Raw genomic sequence first — 16,802 nt, 5'->3', positions numbered from 1 at the left:
CCCCGTTGATCATGAAGTTATTGCCCTCCGCCACGGCGTGTCCGGGCAATAACTTCATGATCAACAAAGGAGGGGGCGGGGGTGGGGTTAGAGGCCGGAGAGGCGTTGGCCGGCTCTGACGACTGCCATGGCGTGGCGTTCGCCGGGGCGGCGGCCCAGGCGTTCGATCGGGCCGGAGATGCTGACCGAGGCGATCACGCGGCCGGTGCGGTCGCGGATCGGGGCGGAGACGCTCGCCACACCGGCCTCCCGTTCGGCCACGCTCTGCGCCCAGCCGCGGCGGCGGACCTCGGCCAGGGTGCGGCCGGTGAACTTGCTGCGCGGCAGCAGCGGCATCACCGCCTCCGGAGGCTCCCAGGCGAGCAGGATCTGGGCCGCCGAGCCGGCCGTCATCGGCAGCACCGAGCCGACCGGAACGGTGTCCCGCAGGCCGCTGGCGCGCTCCGCCGCCGCCACGCAGATCCGCTCGTCGGCGCGGCGCAGGTAGAGCTGCGCGCTCTCGCCGGTGGCGTCGCGCAGCGCGGCCAGCAGCGGCTCGGCGGCGGTCAGCAGGACGTCCGGAGCGGCGTTGGCCAGCTCGCCCAGCCGGGGCCCGGGACGCCAGCGCCCCTGGGTGTCCCGAACCAGCATCCGATGGATCTCCAGTGCCTGTGCCAGCCGGTGCGCGGTGGCCCGGGGCAGCTTCGTGCGTTCAACGAGTTCGGCCAGGCTGGCGCCGTCGACACAGGCGGCCAGGATGACCACCGCCTTGTCGAGAACGCCGACACCGCTCATACTGTGTCCCACAAGCCGAAACTTACCTCCCAGAATTTAGGATGTCCAGATGGTGGGAGTCACTCCTGAGCCGAGGACCCTGGCCGAGAAGGTCTGGGACGCGCACGTCGTACGGTCCGCCGCTGGTGAGCCGGACCTGCTCTTCATCGACCTGCACCTGCTGCACGAGGTGACCAGCCCGCAGGCGTTCGACGGGCTACGGCTCGCCGGGCGCCGGGTGCGTCGTACCGACCTGACCCTCGCGACCGAGGACCACAACACCCCGACCGGGTACGCCGATCCGGCGTTCCGGCTCCGCCGCGGTGACCTGCTCACCATCGCGGACCCGACGTCGCGTACGCAGATCGAGACGCTGCGCCGCAACTGCGCCGAGTTCGGCGTGCGGCTGCACCCGCTCGGCGACGAGAACCAGGGCATCGTGCACGTCATCGGCCCGCAGCTCGGGGTCACCCAGCCCGGCATGACGATCGTGTGTGGCGACTCGCACACCGCCACCCACGGCGCGTTCGGCGCGCTCGCCTTCGGCATCGGCACCAGCGAGGTGGAGCACGTGCTGGCCACCCAGACGCTGCCGCAGAGCCGGCCGAAGACCATGGCCGTCAACGTCACCGGCCAGCTCGCCCCCGGCGTCACCGCCAAGGACCTGGTGCTCGCGCTGATCGCCCAGGTCGGCACCGGTGGTGGGCGCGGGCACATCGTCGAGTACCGCGGCGACGCCATCCAGGCCCTCTCCATGGAGGGGCGGATGACCATCGCCAACATGTCGATCGAGTGGGGCGCCAAGGCCGGCATGATCGCGCCGGACGAGACGACCTTCGCGTACCTCAAGGGTCGGCCGAACGCGCCGCAGGGCGCGGACTGGGACGCGGCGCTGGCCTGGTGGCGGACGCTGCCCACCGACGAGGGCGCGCGCTTCGACGCCGAGGTCACCCTGGACGCCAGCCGGATCACGCCGTTCGTCACGTGGGGCACCAACCCCGGGCAGGGCGCGCCGCTGAGCGCGCCGGTGCCCGACCCGGAGGAGTTCACCACCGACTCGGAGCGCGCTGCCGCCCGCCGTGCGCTGGAGTACATGGATCTGCGCCCCGGCACCCCGCTGCGGGAGCTGCCCATCGACGTGGTCTTCGTGGGTTCCTGCACGAACGGCCGCCTGGAGGATCTGCGGGCCGCGGCCGACGTGCTGCGCGGCCACCGGGTCGCCGACTCCGTCCGGATGCTCGTGGTGCCCGGCTCCGCCGCCGTTCGGGAGGCCGCCGAGGCCGAGGGGCTGGACAAGGTCTTCGCCGACGCCGGCGCCGAGTGGCGGTTCGCCGGCTGCTCGATGTGCCTGGGCATGAACCCCGACACGCTCAAGCCCGGCGAGCGCTCCGCGTCCACCTCCAACCGGAACTTCGAGGGCCGGCAGGGCCGGGGCGGTCGTACCCACCTGGTGTCCCCGCCGGTCGCCGCCGCCACCGCCGTGGTCGGGCGGCTGGCCGCCCCCGCCGATCTGTAGAAGGGACCGAGGAGATGGACAAGTTCACCACCCACACCGGTACCGCCGTGCCGCTGCGCCGGTCCAACGTGGACACGGATCAGATCATCCCGGCCGTGTACCTCAAGAGGGTGACCCGCACCGGCTTCGCCGACGGGCTGTTCAACGCGTGGCGGGAAGACCCGGCATTCGTGCTCAACGATGAATCCTATTCCGGTGCGTCGATCCTCATCGCCGGTCCCGAGTTCGGCACCGGCTCCTCCCGGGAGCACGCCGTCTGGGCGCTACGGGACTGGGGCTTCCGCGCCGTGGTGGCCCCGCGCTTCGGTGACATCTTCCGGGGCAACGCACTCAAGGAGGGCCTGCTGCCGGTCGAGTTGGAATTGAAAGCCGTCGAGGAGTTGTGGGATCTCGTCGAGGCCGACCCGACCACTCCGGTGACCGTCGACCTGACCGCCCGACAGCTCCGGGCCGGGGACGCGACCTGGTCGTTCCCACTGGACGACTTCAGCCGGTGGCGGCTGTTGGAGGGCCTGGACGACATTGGACTCACCCTCCGGCACGCCGATGACATCGCCTCCTACGAGGCGTCTCGACTGCCGTTCCTGCCCTCGGTGGCATAGCCGTACGCCCACCCGCACATCGGATTTCGCCCCCACCGGTCCAACCGGTGGGGGCGAATCCGTTACGACACAAGGGCTTTTTTCCACCGAATGTTTGTGTCCAGGCAGCGCAGGGCATACGGTGCGCGCAGAATGGCTCGCGTCGAGTCAGTTGCACAATCGGGAGGAAGTCGTGAACAAGGCCGAGCTCATCGAGGCGCTCGCCGTTCGCCTGGGGGACCGGAAGACGGCGACGGCCGCGCTCGACGCGGTCCTCACTGAGGTCCAGGCAGCGGTCACCAAGGGCGAGAAGGTGGCGATCACCGGATTCGGAGCATTCGAAAAGCGTGTGCGTGGCGCACGAACAGCGCGCAACCCGCGTACCGGCGAGGCGGTGAAGGTCAAGAAGACGTCCGTCCCGACCTTCCGCCCCGGCGCCGGGTTCAAGGAGATGGTGGCCAGCGGCAAGGTGCCGAAGGCCACGGTGGCGGCGAAGAAGACCGCCGCCGCCACGGCCAAGACCGCCGGCGCCAAGGCGGCGGGCACCAAGGCCACCGCCACCAAGGCGGCCAGTAAGAAGACCGCCCCGGCCAAGGCGAGCAAGACCACCACCGCCGCCGCCACCAAGGCGGCCAGCAAGAAGACCGCCCCGGCCAAGGCGAGCAAGACCACCACGGCGACCAAGACGGCCGCCAGCAAGAAGACCGCCCCGGCGAAGAAGACCGCCGCGGCGACCAAGTCCGCCACGGCGAAGAAGACCACCGCGGCGGCGAGCAAGAGCACGGCGGCCAAGAAGGCGCCGGCGAAGAAGGCTCCGGCCAAGAAGGCGGCCAGCAAGCGCTGACCGACTGTCCGCCCAAAGGGCGTCCACCCTCGCGGTGGGCGCCCTTTGCGCGTGCCGGGCCGTTGACCCGGCCGGGCCGTACGCGCAGAATCGCCGTGCCGGCCCCCCTTGAGGACCGGTCCGCCGACGAAATGGGGCGCCGGTGCGCTATCGCCAGCTCACCACCGGATCGCTCGCGCTGGGCGTCATTCTGCTCATCGACGTGCTGCGTGTCTGGCTGCCCGGCATCATCACCATCTTCGGGCAGGCCGCGTCCACCCCGGCCGAGTTGATGGGCGCGTTCGCGCTCGGCTGGTTCGTTCTGGCGATGGCCGCGCCGGCTCTGGTCCGGCGGGTGGGCGCCCGCCGGGTCACCGTCGTCGCCGCCGTGCTGCTCGCCGTGGCCCGGCTCGCGCTCACCAGCGCCCCCGGCGGCCGTCCGCAGCTCTGGTTGGCCACCGCCGGTCTGCTCGCCGGTCTGGTCTGGTTGGTGGGTGTCGCCGGCGGCACCGACCGTCCGGTGCCGGGACTGGCCCTGGGGCTGGCGGTCAACGCCGCCATCCACGCGCTGCTGGACACCTACGACCTCGTCTGGCGGGGCGGCTGGGTGGCGTGGCTGCTCAGCGCCGTCGCGGTGGTGCTGTTCCTGCTCGGCACGACGCTGCCCACCGCGCCGCCCGGCCCCGGTGGCGCCCGATCGTGGCTGCTGGCCGGGCCGGTGCTGCTGCTGGCCGGCATGGTGGCCCTCGCGCCGGCCCTGGCCCAGGCCGGGATGTCGTACCTGGTCGCGAGTGGCGACGTCGCTCGCTCACCGCTGTTCGGCCTGGCGCCGGTGTCGGTGGCGGTCGCCGGGTTCCTGCTGGCCGCGCTGGCGGGCCCGACCCGGGGGTGGGGCCGGCCGCTCGGGCCGGCGGCCCTGCTGGTGGGCGTGGTGCTCTTCGCCCTCGACAGTGGCGACCTGCTCGTCGCGGCCATCCTGCTCACCGCCGTCGGACTCGGCGCCTGCCTCGCCCTCACCGACGCTCCGGGTCGCGCCGACGCCGACGGCGCCGCCCACGCCGCCGTCGACGCTGACGCTGGCGGTGAGGGCGCGACGGGCACGGACGACAGCCGCCGAACGGCGGCCCGCCGGGGGTACGCCGTCGCCGCCGGCATGCTGCTCTTCGTGCTGGGGGCGGTGGGTTACTACTCCGCCTACGACCTGGGCTACCCGAACGCGGTGGTGCCGGTGGTGGTGGCCGGGGTGGTCGCCGCCGTGGCCCTGGCCGCCCGTCCGTCCGGCCACCGGCGTCCCGGCCCGCTTCCGCCGCTGCGGACCGCCGGCGGGGTCGCCGCGCTGGCTCTGCTCGCGCCGCTGCTCGCCGACGAGGTGGCGGTGGCGAGCAACCGGGAGGGTCCGCCGGAGCGGTTGACCGTGGTGGCGTACAACATCCGGATGGGCTTCGGGCTGGACGGCCGGTTCGACCTGGCCGGGCTGACCGCGGCGATCGACCGGCAGCGGCCCGATGTGGTGCTGCTCAGCGAGGTGGACCGGGGCTGGCTGCTCAACGGCGGCCACGACACGCTGGACCTGCTGTCCGACCGGCTCGGCATGCCGTACGTGTTCGGGCCGGCCGCCGACCCGGTCTGGGGTGACGCGGTGCTCAGCCGGTGGCCGGTCACCGACCCACGGTCCCGGCCGCTGCCGTCTCTCGGGGCGCCCACCGGAGCGCAGGCTCTCGCCGTCACCCTGGACCTCGGCGACGGTGTCCGTGCCGCCGTGGTGAGCACCCACCTGCAACCGCCACCCGACGCGGGCCCGGTGGCGCAGGCTCGCGCGGTGGCCGACTTCGCCACCGGGTACGCGGCCGGCCGGCCGCTCGTGGTGGCCGGCGACCTGAACACCGAGCCGGGCGACGAGGCTTTCGAGCAGTTCACCGCGGCCGGGCTGGTCGACGCGTTGGCGGTCGCCCGTCCGCTGGCGACGAGCCCGGCCGACGATCCACGCCAGCAGATCGACCACGTCTTCGTCTCGCCCGGCCTGACGGCGACGAATCCGGTCGCGCCGCGCGGCGAGGCCAGCGACCACCTGCCGGTGGCGGTGACCCTCACCCTGCCGTCCCGCTGACCCCGCGCCGGGATCGCCGATGCTGCGGTATCTGGCCAGCCGGACACCGCCACGTCGGCGACCTGAAGGGGGGATCAACCGCCGAAGCGCCGGGCGGGCCTCACAGGCGGTCGGCCGCGAGCAGCCGCTCGCCGCTGAAGGCCAGCAGCCAGCCGCCGCCCTTCGGGGTAATGAAGTCCTCGTCGGCGCGGCCGGTCAGCTGCTCCAACGCGCCCGGCAGCACCTTGCCCTGGCTGCACACCGCCACCTGCCCGCCGGCGCAGGCCAGCTCCAGCAGTTGGGCGGCGGTGGCCAGCACCCGCTCGTCCTGTTGCTGACCCGGCTGCGGCTCGTCCAGGTCGCCGCAGATCTCGATGGGCAGGTCGAGCAACGTGGCGGCCGGGTCCAGGGTCTGCACGCAGCGGCGCGGCGAGGCCGACAGGAGCCGGGCCGGGCGCACCAGGGCGATCAGCGGCGCCAGCGCGTACGCCTGGGCCCATCCCTCGCGATCGAGCGGGCGGGCGGTGTCCGGGCCGGACCAGGTGGCCCGCTTGCCGGCGTGCCCGTGCCGGACCACCGCGACGGTCGCGGTCACCGGCGGCAGCGCGGCGAACCCGGCGAGCACCTCGGCGTCGTGCGGATAGCTGACCAGGCGGATCGCGTCGTCCACGGCCAGCCACCGGATGTCGTCGACCTCGGTGCCCGGCTGGAACCCGCCCTCGGCGACCGCGAGCATCGACCAGTAGTCGACCAGCTTGGCCTGCCCCTCGCTGCGGTAGCGCACCGACGGCAGCCGCACCTGCGGTACGCCCCGCACGTCGGCCTCCTCGGCCACCTCCCGGACCGCCGCGACCAGTGGATGCTCGCCCGGTTCGAGCTTGCCCTTGGGCAGCGTCCAGTCCCCGTAGCGCGGGCGGTGCACGACGCAGACCCGTACGCCGTCGGCGGTCGGTCGCCAGCAGACCCCGCCGGCAGCGCGGATGCCCGTCACGGCAACCATCTGGTCCGCCGTCGCCGGGTGGCCCGGTGCCACGCGGCGGGGAACCGGGCCCGCATCAGGCGGACCGTGTCGCGTTCCCGCTCGGCCAGCCGCCCGGCGGTGACCGCCAGTTCGTGGTCGGCCGGTCGGTCGGCGGCGAGGGCGAGCCAGGTCTCGGCGGCCACCGCGGCGTCCTGGTGTTCGCCGAGCACGTCCTGGACGCGGGCCAACGCGCGGGCCAGCCGCCGCGCGTCCTTGCCGACGGCCGGGACCACTGCGGTGACCGCGTAGCGGGCCTGCTTGCCCTCCTTGCGGACGGCGTGCCAGCGGTCGTCGGGGGCCAGCGGGTCGAGCCCGTCCACGCCGTCGGGGCCGGTGAGCTGCCGCCACGGGCGGGCCACCAGCTTCGGTAGCGTGCGCGCCGCCGGGGCGGCCGCCCGTCGGGTGAGCCGGGGCGCGCGGGCGGCCAGCACCAGCGCGTCCACCAGGGCCAGGTAACGCGGCGAGCGCAGCGCCTCGTCGATGGCGGCGAGCGCCTGCCGCTGCCGCTGCGCGAGCGCCTCGTCCAGTCGGTCCACCGCGCCCGTGTCGAGCGGGCTGAGCGGGTCGGCGGTCGCGGTGCGCCGCAGTCGGTCGCGGAGCACCTCGGCGTCGCGCGCCCCGCCGAGCACCCCGGCCAGCCAGCGCAGCTCGTCGCGCAGGGGCCGGGCCCAGCTGCGGCGCACGAGCGGCCGGAAGGTGCGCAGGTCGCTGCGCAGCCGTCGGCAGGCCACCCGCATCTGGTGTACGGCGCTGTCGCCGCCGTCGGTCGAGGTGCGCAGCCGCACCAGCGGGTCGTGCGCCAACAGTCGGCCCACCTCCTTGCGGACCGCCTCGGTGACCATGTCCCCGGCGGTCGGGTCGGCCGTCAGTCCGCCCGGCCCGACCAGGTCGGGTTCGGCCTGCGCCACCGTCCCCAGCGCCCGTACGTGCTTCGGGGTGAACGAGCCGGCCCGGGCCCCGGCCTCGCACAGCACCTCGCCGATTCGTTCCAGCAGCTTGCGGTCGCCGGCCTTGCGCTCCACCTCCACCTCGCGGAACGCGCCGGTGGTGGCGCCGGCGTCGTCGAGGACTGTCACCCGGTCGTCCACCACCTCGGCGAGCACCGTTCCGGCCCGGTCGCACACCTCGTGAGCGTGCCGGACGGTGCGTACCACAGTCACCGGCGCCAGCGACGCGCCCCGATGCAGGACGGTGACCAGCTCGACCAGCTCCGGCGGCGGCTGCCCGACCGGCCCGGGACGGGAGATCTCGTGCCGGACGCCGGGCGTGCCGGTGGGCAGCTTCACCGTCCACGGCAGCTCGTCACCCTTGCGGTGGCGCAGGGACGCCCCGGCGCGGGCCAGCCGCAGGTCGACCGTGTCGAGGTAGCGGGCGACGAGCGTCACCGGCGGCAGCGCCCGGACCCGGCCGCCGGCCGGAAACGTGGCGGACAGGTCCGGCAGCACGAAGGTGTCGTCCACCTCGTACTTCTGCTCCTCCTCGACCATCAGCTCAGCCTATGCCGCGAACGGTCAGCCGGCCGTGCCACCGACGCGGCGCAGCAGCAGATCCTGCAGGTGCACCCGGGCCGCGTCGTCACCGTCGGTACGCCGCGTCCAGGTGCCGTCGCCGGCCAGCTCGAACGCGTCCACGTCCGGGCTCATCGCGGCGGTCAGCACGTAGTCCAGCTCGGCGCGGGCGACCGGATCGCTCACCTGCACCAGCGCCTCCACCCGCCGGTCCAGGTTGCGGTGCATCAGGTCCGCCGAGCCCATCCAGAACTCGGCCTCGCCGTTGTTGCCGAAACGGAAGACCCGGGAGTGCTCCAGGAACCGGCCGAGGATCGAGCGCACCCGGATGTTGTCCGACAGCCCAGGCACCCCCGGACGCAGCGTGCACATGCCCCGGATGAGCAGGTCGACGTGCACGCCGGCCTGGGACGCCCGGTACAGCGCGTCAGTCACGCCCTCGTCGACCAGCGAGTTGACCTTGAACTGGACCAGGCCGGGCATGCCCAACCGGACGTGCGCGATCTCCCGTTCGATGCGTTCGATGAGGCCGCTGCGGATGCCCTGCGGGGCGACCAGCAGCCGCCGGTACGCGGTCTGCCGGCTGTAGCCGGTCAGCACGTTGAACAGGTCGGTGAGGTCCGCCCCGATCTCCGGGTCGGCGGTGAGCATGCCGAAGTCCTCGTACAGGCGGGCGGTCTTCGGGTGGTAGTTGCCGGTGCCGATGTGGCAGTACCGGCGGATCTGGTTGCCCTCCTGCCGGACCACCAGGGCGGTCTTGCAGTGTGTCTTGAGCCCCACCAGGCCGTACACCACGTGGCAGCCGGCGCGTTCCAGGGTGCGGGCCCAGCCGATGTTGGCCACCTCGTCGAAGCGGGCCTTCACCTCGACCAGCACCACCACCTGCTTGCCGGCGGCGGCCGCGTCGACGAGCGCGTCCACGATCGGCGAGTCACCGCTGGTGCGGTAGAGGGTCTGTTTGATGGCCAGCACGTTGGGGTCGGCGGCGGCCTGCTCGATGAAGCGCTGCACGCTGGTGGCGAACGAGTGGTACGGGTGGTGCACCAGGATGTCCCCGTCGCGCAGGGTGGAGAAGACGCTGCGCGGCACCTCGCCCTCGGCGAGCCGGGGATGCGTGGCCGGCACGAACGGCGGGTCCTTGAGATCGGGGCGGTCGGCCTCGCCGTACACCTGCCACAGCGCGGAAAGGTCCAGCAGGCCGGGCACCCGCAGCACGTCCTGGTCGTCCATGTCCAACTCGCGGACGAGCAGCTCCAGCATGTGGTCGGAGATCGACGCGGCGACCTCCAGGCGGACCGGCGGGCCGAACCGGCGGCGGGCCAGCTCCCGTTCGAGGGCCTGGAGCAGATCCTCGTCGCGGTCCTCGTCGACCTCCACCTCGGCGTTGCGGGTGACCCGGAACAGGTGGCACTCGACCACCTGCATGCCGCTGAACAGCTGACCCAGGTGCACCGAGATCAGGTCCTCCACCGGCAGCATCCGCACGCCCGGCTGGTCCCGGTCGACCCGTACGAAGCGCGGGACGTTGTTGGGCACCTTCACCCGCGCGAACAGCTCGGACCCGCCGTCCGGGTCCCGGACCGCCACCGCCAGGTTCAAGGACCGCCCGGAGATGTACGGGAACGGGTGCGCCGGGTCCACCGCGAGTGGAGTGAGCACCGGGAAGATGTGCTCCCGGAAGTAGGTGCGCAGCCGCTCCCGCTCGGGGTCGCCCAGGTCACCCCAGCGCAGTATGCGGATGCCCTCCTCGGCCAGCCGGGGCAGGACGTCGTCGACGAAGCAGGCGGCGTGCCGGGCGACCAGCTCGGCGGTCCGTTCGGCGATCAGCTCCAGCTGTGTGCGCAGGGGCAGCCGGTCGCCGCCGCGCACCGGCAGGCCGGCGGAGAGCCGCCGCTTCAGGCCGGCGATCCGCACCATGTAGAACTCGTCGAGGTTGCTGGCGAAGATCGCCAGGAACTTGGCCCGCTCCAGCAGGGGGGCGCGCTGGTCCTCGGCGAGGGTGAGCACCCGCGCGTTGAAGTCGAGCCAGGACAGCTCCCGGTTGAGGAAGCGGTCCTCCGGCAGCGGGGGAGCAGCCGGTGGCTCGTCGTCCCCCGCACCGCCCGCGGCGAGGCCGGTGGCGAGGCCGCCGGAGGTGCCGGGCAGGGCCGCGCCGGTCGCCGGGCCGTCCGTCTCCGTGGGCGGCACGCCGGGTTCGATGACCTCGTCGAGCCCGGAGGACGCCGCGCCCGGGTCGTCGGCGAGCGTGTCGGCACGGGCGGCGCCGGCCCGTTCGGCCCGGGACGGGCGGAAACGGCCGTCGGTGCCGCGAACGCGGGCGCCGTTGCGGGGGTCGGTGGCGGGAGGGGTGACCGGATGCTCGCGAGGGGTGCTCACCCGCTCATAATCACCCGATTAGAGTTAACGCAAAATGAACTTGGCCCCGCCAGCTCAGTGCATCGTCGGCAATGTCACCCGGACGACCTCGCCGTCGGGATCGGTGTCGATGCGCACCCGCTGGCCGAGCCGGAGCAACCGCAGGCCGGAGGCGTCGAACGCCCGGGCGGGAAAACGCAGCTCGGTGCCGTCGTCGAGCAGTAGGACACCGCTGCGTGTCGCCGCGTCGTAACTGGCCACCGTGCCCTGCATGCTCGCACCGTACACCGGCCGGGTCGGCTTGTTCAGCGCGCCGGTCAGCCGGCGGCGAGCAGCGCCGCGGTGCGTGGGCCTAGCCCCAGCCGGGCGGCGGCGGCCAGGTCCTCGGCGGTGTCCACGTCCCGCCGCAGGCTGGGCCAGTCACCGGTCAGCGGCAGCGCCCCACTCGCCGCGTGCGCCGCCGCCGAGCCGACCCCGAACCGTGGGTCGAGGTCGACGCCCGGCGGCCCGGCGAGCAGCACCGTCCCACCGCCGGGGGCGTCCGCCACGAACCGGCGTACCCCCTCGGTGTCGTGCTGCGCCGCGCGCAGCGCGTCGGCCAGCTCGGCCGGGCGCAGGGCCGGCAGGTCGGCGGTCAGCCCGGCCACCCACCGCCCGGGGATCTGTGCCGCGCCGTGCCGGAAGGCGGCGTTCAGGCCGGCGTCCGGCACGTCGGGCACCGTCCGCGCCCCGGCGGCCCGCGCCGCGGCCGCCACCCGGGTGTCGTCGGTCACCACCAGGGCCTCGGCGACCGCCGGGCAGGCCAGCACCGCGCGGAGCGTGTCGGCCGCCAGCGCCAGCGCCAGCTCCTCATGCGGTACGCCGGGCAGCGCGCCCCGCAGCCGGCTCTTGGCCGCGGTCAGACGCTTCACCGGCACCACCACGGCCCACCTCGGCTGACTCACGTCCGCAATCCTGCCAGCCGGACGACGGGACCCTCGCTGGCCGTACCGGGGGCGAGCAGGCATGATTTCCGCTGCGGGTGTCGCGGGTGTGGCTCGCGGCGGGTCGGGGCGCGACGAGGAGGCACAGTGGCACGGCGGAGGCTGGGGTTCTGGCAACGGTTCGCCGTGGGGCTGGTGAAGCCGGTGATGACCGTCTGGACCCGGCGGACCTGGCGCGGCCAGGAGCACCTCGCCCGTGACGGCGGAATGATCATCGTCGCCAACCACATCTCGCACGCCGACCCGTTGGTCTCCGCGCACTTCATCTACGACTCCGGGCGGTGGCCGCAGTACCTGGGCAAGGCCAGCGTGTTCCGGGTGCCGGTGATCGGCTGGATCCTGCACCGCTGTCTGCAGATCCCGGTCGAGCGCGGCAGCGTGGACGCGGTCCGCTCGCTGGACAAGTCGGTCGCCGCGCTCGACGAGGGTGGCGCGGTGGTGATCTACCCGGAGGGCACGACCACCCGACAGCCGGACCTGTGGCCGATGAAGGCCAAGACCGGCGCGGCCCGGCTGGCGCTGGCCACCGGCGCCCCGGTGGTGCCGCTGGTGATGTGGGGTCCGGAGCGGATCTTCGACCCGCGGACCAGCCGGCTGAACCCCCGCCCCCGGATCCCGGTGACCGTGGTGGCCGGCGAGCCGGTCGACCTGAGCCGCTGGGCGGGCGCCCCACCGACCCGGGAGACCCTCGAGGAGATGACGGACGCCATCATGCTGCGGCTGCGGGACATGCTCGTCGAGATCCGTGGTGGCACACCGCCGCCGCTGTGGGAACGGCCGGCCCGACCGTCCGTCGAGCGCCACCCCGGTGAAGCGGCATGAGCGGCCACGTCGCGGTGCTGGGCGCCGGCTCCTGGGGCACCGCCTTCGCGAAAATCCTGGCCGACGCGGGGCGGGACGTGACCGTGTGGGCCCGCCGCGTCCCGGTGGCCGAGAGCATCCGCGCCGAGCGTCGCAACCCGGAGTACCTGCCGGACCTGCTGCTGCCGGCCCGGGTCACCGCCACCACCGACGCCGCCGAGGCGATCAGCGGCGCCGAGGTGGTGGTGCTGGCCGTGCCCTCGCAGACCCTGCGCGGCAACCTCGCCGAGTGGGCCGGGCACCTGCACCCGGACGCCACCCTGGTGTCGTTGATGAAGGGCATCGAACTCGGCACCACCAAGCGGATGAGCGAGGTCATCGTCGAGACCGCCGGGGTGGCCGCCGATCGGGTGGTGGTGGTCTCCGGCCCGAACCTCGCCCCCGAGATCGCCGCCGAGCAGCCGGCCGCCACGGTGGTCGCCGGCACCAACGCCGACCGCGCCACGCTCGTGCAGTCGTCGATCCGGACGCCGTACCTGCGGCCGTACACCAACGACGACGTGATCGGCTGCGAGCTGGGCGGCGCGGTCAAGAACGTGATCGCGCTGTCGTACGGCATCGCCACCGCGATGGGCTTCGGCGACAACACCCGGGCCATGTTGATGACCCGAGGGCTGGCCGAGACGGCCCGCCTGGGTGTGGCCCTCGGGGCGGACCCGATCACCTTCGCCGGCCTGGCGGGCATGGGCGACCTCGTCGCGTCCTGCTCGTCCCCGCTGGCCCGCAACCGCACCTTCGGCGAGCACCTGGGCCGGGGCGAGACGCTGGAGCAGGCCCAGGCCGCGACCCGACAGACCGCCGAGGGCGTCAAGAGCTGCCTCGCGATCCGCGATCTGGCGCGGGCGCACGGGGTGGAGATGCCGATCACCGAGCAGGTCGAACGGATCTGTCACGAGGGGATGGACCCGCGGCTCGCCGTGGACACCCTGATGAGCCGGACCGCCAAGCCCGAGTCGTACGAGTGAGGAACCGATGAGCGAACTGGGAGACGGCACCCGCTGCGTGCGCGCCGGCCTGCCCGAGCCGGCGCCGGGTGATGCGTTCCTGCCGGGTCCGGTCTTCGCCGCGCCGTACCACCTCGACCCGTGGCAGGGGCCGGACGCGTCGCCGAACGGCTACGGCCGCCCCGACAACCCGACCCGGCGGCTGTTGGAGGCCGCCGTGGGCGAGTTGGAGGGCGGTGACTGCCGGGTCTTCGCCAGCGGTCAGGCCGCCATCACCGGGACGCTGCTCACCCTGCTGCGCCCGGGGGACACCGTGGTGCTGCCCTCCGACGGCTACTTCCCCGTCCGGGCGTTCGCCACCGCCGTGCTGGAGACGATCGGCGTACGGGTGCTCTTCGTGCCGACCGTGGGGCCGTACCCGTCCTTCGAAGGCGTCCGGCTGGTGCTGGTGGAGACCCCGGCCAACCCGGGTCTGGACGTGGTCGACGTGGCCGCCCTGGCGGAGCGGGCACACGCCGCCGGCGCCCTGCTCGCGGTCGACAACACCACCGCCACCCCGCTCGGGCAGCGCCCGCTGGACCTCGGCGCCGACCTGGTGGTGGCCTCCGGCACGAAGGCGCTCACCGGCCACTCCGACCTGCTGCTGGGCTACCTGGCCAGCCGGTCCGCCGAGGTGATCGAGGCGGTGACGCTCTGGCGTACCGGCACCGGTTCGATTCCGGGAGCGTTCGACGCCTGGTTGGCGCACCGGTCGCTGGCGACCCTCGACCTGCGGCTGGCCCGGCAGAGCGCGAACGCCGCAGCCGTCGCCGACCTGCTGGCGGGCCGGCCGGACGTGACCGGTCTGCGCTGGCCGGGGCTGCCGGACGATCCCGCCTACGCGGTGGCCTCGGCGCAGATGCGCCGGATGCCCGGGGTGCTCTCGTTCGACCTGGGCGACGCCGACCGGGTGGCCCGCTTCGTCGAGGCCGCCCGGCTGGTGGCGGCGGCCACCTCGTTCGGCGGTCTGCACACCACGGCGGACCGGCGGGCGCAGTGGGGGGACGACACCGCCCCCGGCTTCGTCCGGCTCTCCTGCGGTGTGGAGGACACTCCCGACCTGGTGGCCGACATCGCCGCCGCCCTGGACGCCGCCGGGCCGGTCTGAGCTTCGTGGCAGAGCCGTCCTTCACCGACCGCACCACCCTCGTGGGCCGGCTGCGCGCCGCCGGCTGCGTCTACGCCGAGGACGAGGCGGAGCTGCTGCTGGCCGCCGCAGACTCCCCGGCGACGCTGGCCGACCTGACCGCCCGGCGCGTCGCCGGCAAGCCGCTGGAGTACCTGCTCGGCTGGGCCGAGTTCTGCGGTCTGCGGATCGCCGTCGACGCGGGCGTCTTCGTGCCGCGCGGTCGGACGGCCCTGCTGGTCGAGGCCGCCGTCGAGCTGACCGGCCCGGCGCCGGCCGTGGTCGACCTCTGCTGCGGCTCCGGGGCCACCACTGTCGCGCTGGCCCGCCGGCTCGCGCCGCGCTGGCTGGCCGCCGCCGACATCGACCCGGCCGCCGTGGCCTGCGCCCGCCGCAACCTCGCCGGGCTACCCGCCGAGGTGTACGAGGGTGACCTGTTCGCTCCGCTGCCGGCGCACTGGCGGGGGCGGCTCGACCTGGTGGTGGCCAACGCCCCGTACGTGCCGACCGAGGCGGTGGCGCTGATGCCGCCGGAGGCGCGGCTGCACGAGGCCCCGGTTGCGCTCGACGGCGGGCCGGACGGGCTCACCGTGCTGCGCCGGGTGGGCGTCGACGCGGCGCACTGGCTGGTGCCCGGTGGGCACCTGGTGGTCGAGGCTGGCGAGACGCAGACCGACGCGCTGTGCGCGGCGTTCCACGCAGCCGGACTGTCGCCGACCGTACGACACGACGAGGACCTGGACGCCACTGCGGTAATCGCCCGCCGCCCAGGCTGATCCGCCCCCCCATCAGCGCTGCGGCGGAGATGCCTGGTCGACCGACCCACTTGTTCGCGTCCTTTGCTCTGCTTCAACCGGCGCAACACTCGCGGCCGATTTCCGTTGCGCGGAGTGAAGCAGAGCAAAGGACGCGCGACAGCAGTCCGGGGCACCGGGGACAGCAACTCAGGATGTCACCGGAGCTCGGCTGATACCCCAACCCAGTTTCGGTGGGCGGGCGTGGCGGGGGAGCGGGGTTGGCACTAGCCTCGGCTCACACTCATGAGGGCGGGAGGCGGTTGCGGTGGGCAGCGCAGGTGTGCCGGTGGTCGTCGGCCTGGACAACGGCGGCACCAGCAACAACGCCACAGTCCTGACGGTGGACGGCAGGTTCCTGGTGGACGGGCTGCTGGAGATCCCGAGCGAGGTGCGCGACGGGCCGGACGCGGCGATCGAAGCGCTGGCCCGGGCGCTGGACGGGGCTCTGGCGCAGACCGGCGTCCCTCGTGACCTGGTTCGGGCGGTCGGCTTGGACACGCCCGGCCCGGCCAGCGCCACCGGCGTCATCTCGTCGCGCGGCTCGACCAACTTCTCCCAGCCGGCCTGGCGTGGTTTCGACGTGCGGGGCGCGTTGGAGCGGCGGCTCGGCCTGCCGGTGATCTACCACAACGACGGCAACGCCGCCGCGCTCTACGCCCACCACGTGTACTTCGGCGACGAGGCGATGGCGCGATCGTCGGTCTCGGCAATCGTCGGCACGGGCCTCGGCGGCGGGGTGGTGGAGAGCGGCAAGGTGATCGCCGGCGCCGCCGGCATGGCCGGCGAGCTGGGTCACGTGCACATCCCGCTGAACGGGTTGCTCGGCCCGGGCCAGCCGGAGCCCACCTGCGCCTGCGGCTTCACCGGCGACGTCGAGAGCGTCGCCTCGCTGACCGGCATCGAGCGCAACCTGCTGCCGTACTGGCTGACCCGCCACCCCGACCACCCGCTGGCCGCCGAGCCGGCGGCGCGGGCGGCAAAGCTCGTGCGGGGCTACGGCGAGCGGGGTGACGCGCTGGCCCGGGACCTCTTCACCCAGCAGGCGATGGCGCTGGGCCGCCTGTTCACCGTGGCGGCCAACTTCACCGATCCCCACGCGTACTTCGTGGGGGGCGGGGTGGTGGAGGCGGCGCCGGAGTTCCGCGACTGGTTCCTGGCGACGGTCCGCGAGCACACCGTCCTCCGGGAGGAGCAGGCCGCCGTGGCCACCTTCGCGCTGGTTCCGGACCGCGACATGGCCGGTGCCAGGGGTGTGGCGATCGCCGCCCTGGAGGCGCTGCGCGCCGTGCCGGAGCCCCGCCCGCTGGTCGCCTGAGTTCTCTCCCGCTCGTCGGCCGTGCCCGCTCGCCGGAGCGTCCCCTTCCCCGCCCGCGCCCCGCTGACCGGCGGTGACAGCCCGGTCAGCGGGG

15 protein-coding genes are annotated in these 16,802 nt (G+C 73.8%); 9 read left to right on the top strand and 6 right to left on the bottom strand.

From position 1 onward, the window contains the following. Window positions 1-87: 87 nt before the first annotated feature. Window positions 88-774: an IclR family transcriptional regulator gene (locus ABZU53_RS20115; protein ID WP_007456408.1), complete on the bottom strand. Its 687-nt coding sequence runs from the start codon at window positions 772-774 to the stop codon at window positions 88-90. 49 nt (window positions 775-823) lie between these two features. On the opposite strand from ABZU53_RS20115, the gene leuC reads away from it, so the two are divergent. The 4 genes from leuC to ABZU53_RS20095 all read left to right on the top strand — a co-directional run bounded on the left by leuC (window position 824) and on the right by ABZU53_RS20095 (window position 5,780). Beyond that, on the top strand, window positions 824-2,269 hold the full coding sequence (gene leuC, locus ABZU53_RS20110) for a 3-isopropylmalate dehydratase large subunit (RefSeq protein ID WP_355066997.1): 1,446 nt from the start codon (window positions 824-826) through the stop codon (window positions 2,267-2,269). Between the two features lie 14 nt (window positions 2,270-2,283). Next, entirely contained in the window at window positions 2,284-2,871 is a 588-nt protein-coding gene (leuD, locus tag ABZU53_RS20105) for a 3-isopropylmalate dehydratase small subunit (protein WP_354860107.1), read from the top strand. A 172-nt stretch (window positions 2,872-3,043) separates the two neighbouring features. After that, window positions 3,044-3,694, top strand: a complete 651-nt coding sequence (locus ABZU53_RS20100; protein ID WP_355066996.1) for an HU family DNA-binding protein — start codon at window positions 3,044-3,046, stop codon at window positions 3,692-3,694. A gap of 142 nt (window positions 3,695-3,836) precedes the next feature. Beyond that, a complete protein-coding gene (locus ABZU53_RS20095; protein WP_355066995.1) occupies window positions 3,837-5,780 on the top strand; it encodes an endonuclease/exonuclease/phosphatase family protein in 1,944 nt (647 codons plus the stop codon). A gap of 100 nt (window positions 5,781-5,880) precedes the next feature. Here ABZU53_RS20095 and ABZU53_RS20090 read toward each other — a convergent pair whose 3' ends face one another. Genes ABZU53_RS20090 through cofC form a run of 5 tightly spaced genes read right to left on the bottom strand, consistent with a single transcriptional unit; the run spans window position 5,881 to window position 11,587 of the window. After that, entirely contained in the window at window positions 5,881-6,759 is an 879-nt protein-coding gene (locus ABZU53_RS20090) for an NUDIX hydrolase (protein WP_355066994.1), read from the bottom strand. After that, complete coding sequence (locus ABZU53_RS20085; RefSeq protein WP_354860101.1) at window positions 6,747-8,267, bottom strand: CYTH and CHAD domain-containing protein; 1,521 nt, start codon at window positions 8,265-8,267, stop codon at window positions 6,747-6,749. The genes ABZU53_RS20090 and ABZU53_RS20085 overlap by 13 nt, the downstream gene beginning before the upstream one ends. A 24-nt stretch (window positions 8,268-8,291) precedes the next feature. After that, window positions 8,292-10,664, bottom strand: a complete 2,373-nt coding sequence (locus tag ABZU53_RS20080; RefSeq protein WP_355066993.1) for an RNA degradosome polyphosphate kinase — start codon at window positions 10,662-10,664, stop codon at window positions 8,292-8,294. Window positions 10,665-10,718: 54 nt separating this feature from the next. Continuing rightward, window positions 10,719-10,916 (bottom strand): cold-shock protein, encoded by a 198-nt coding sequence (locus tag ABZU53_RS20075; protein WP_354860096.1) that lies wholly within the window; start codon window positions 10,914-10,916, stop codon window positions 10,719-10,721. A 44-nt stretch (window positions 10,917-10,960) separates the two neighbouring features. Then, on the bottom strand, window positions 10,961-11,587 hold the full coding sequence (cofC, locus tag ABZU53_RS20070; protein WP_355066992.1) for a 2-phospho-L-lactate guanylyltransferase: 627 nt from the start codon (window positions 11,585-11,587) through the stop codon (window positions 10,961-10,963). A gap of 126 nt (window positions 11,588-11,713) precedes the next feature. On the opposite strand from cofC, the gene ABZU53_RS20065 reads away from it, so the two are divergent. The 5 genes from ABZU53_RS20065 to ABZU53_RS20045 all read left to right on the top strand — a co-directional run bounded on the left by ABZU53_RS20065 (window position 11,714) and on the right by ABZU53_RS20045 (window position 16,708). Then, window positions 11,714-12,448 (top strand): lysophospholipid acyltransferase family protein, encoded by a 735-nt coding sequence (locus ABZU53_RS20065; protein WP_355066991.1) that lies wholly within the window; start codon window positions 11,714-11,716, stop codon window positions 12,446-12,448. Further along, window positions 12,445-13,452: an NAD(P)H-dependent glycerol-3-phosphate dehydrogenase gene (locus ABZU53_RS20060; protein ID WP_355066990.1), complete on the top strand. Its 1,008-nt coding sequence runs from the start codon at window positions 12,445-12,447 to the stop codon at window positions 13,450-13,452. The genes ABZU53_RS20065 and ABZU53_RS20060 overlap by 4 nt, the downstream gene beginning before the upstream one ends. Window positions 13,453-13,459: 7 nt before the next feature. Further along, entirely contained in the window at window positions 13,460-14,578 is a 1,119-nt protein-coding gene (locus ABZU53_RS20055; protein ID WP_355066989.1) for a cystathionine gamma-lyase, read from the top strand. 5 nt (window positions 14,579-14,583) lie between these two features. Beyond that, window positions 14,584-15,372, top strand: coding sequence for a putative protein N(5)-glutamine methyltransferase (locus ABZU53_RS20050; protein ID WP_355066988.1), 789 nt, complete (start codon window positions 14,584-14,586; stop codon window positions 15,370-15,372). Between the two features lie 286 nt (window positions 15,373-15,658). After that, window positions 15,659-16,708 (top strand): ROK family protein, encoded by a 1,050-nt coding sequence (locus tag ABZU53_RS20045; RefSeq protein WP_355066987.1) that lies wholly within the window; start codon window positions 15,659-15,661, stop codon window positions 16,706-16,708. The last annotated feature ends 94 nt before the right edge of the window (window positions 16,709-16,802 follow it).

It is taken from the genome of Micromonospora sp. NPDC005194, assembly GCF_040608335.1.
Lineage (GTDB): Bacteria > Actinomycetota > Actinomycetes > Mycobacteriales > Micromonosporaceae > Micromonospora.
This window is presented reverse-complemented; position numbering and strand designations above follow the sequence as displayed.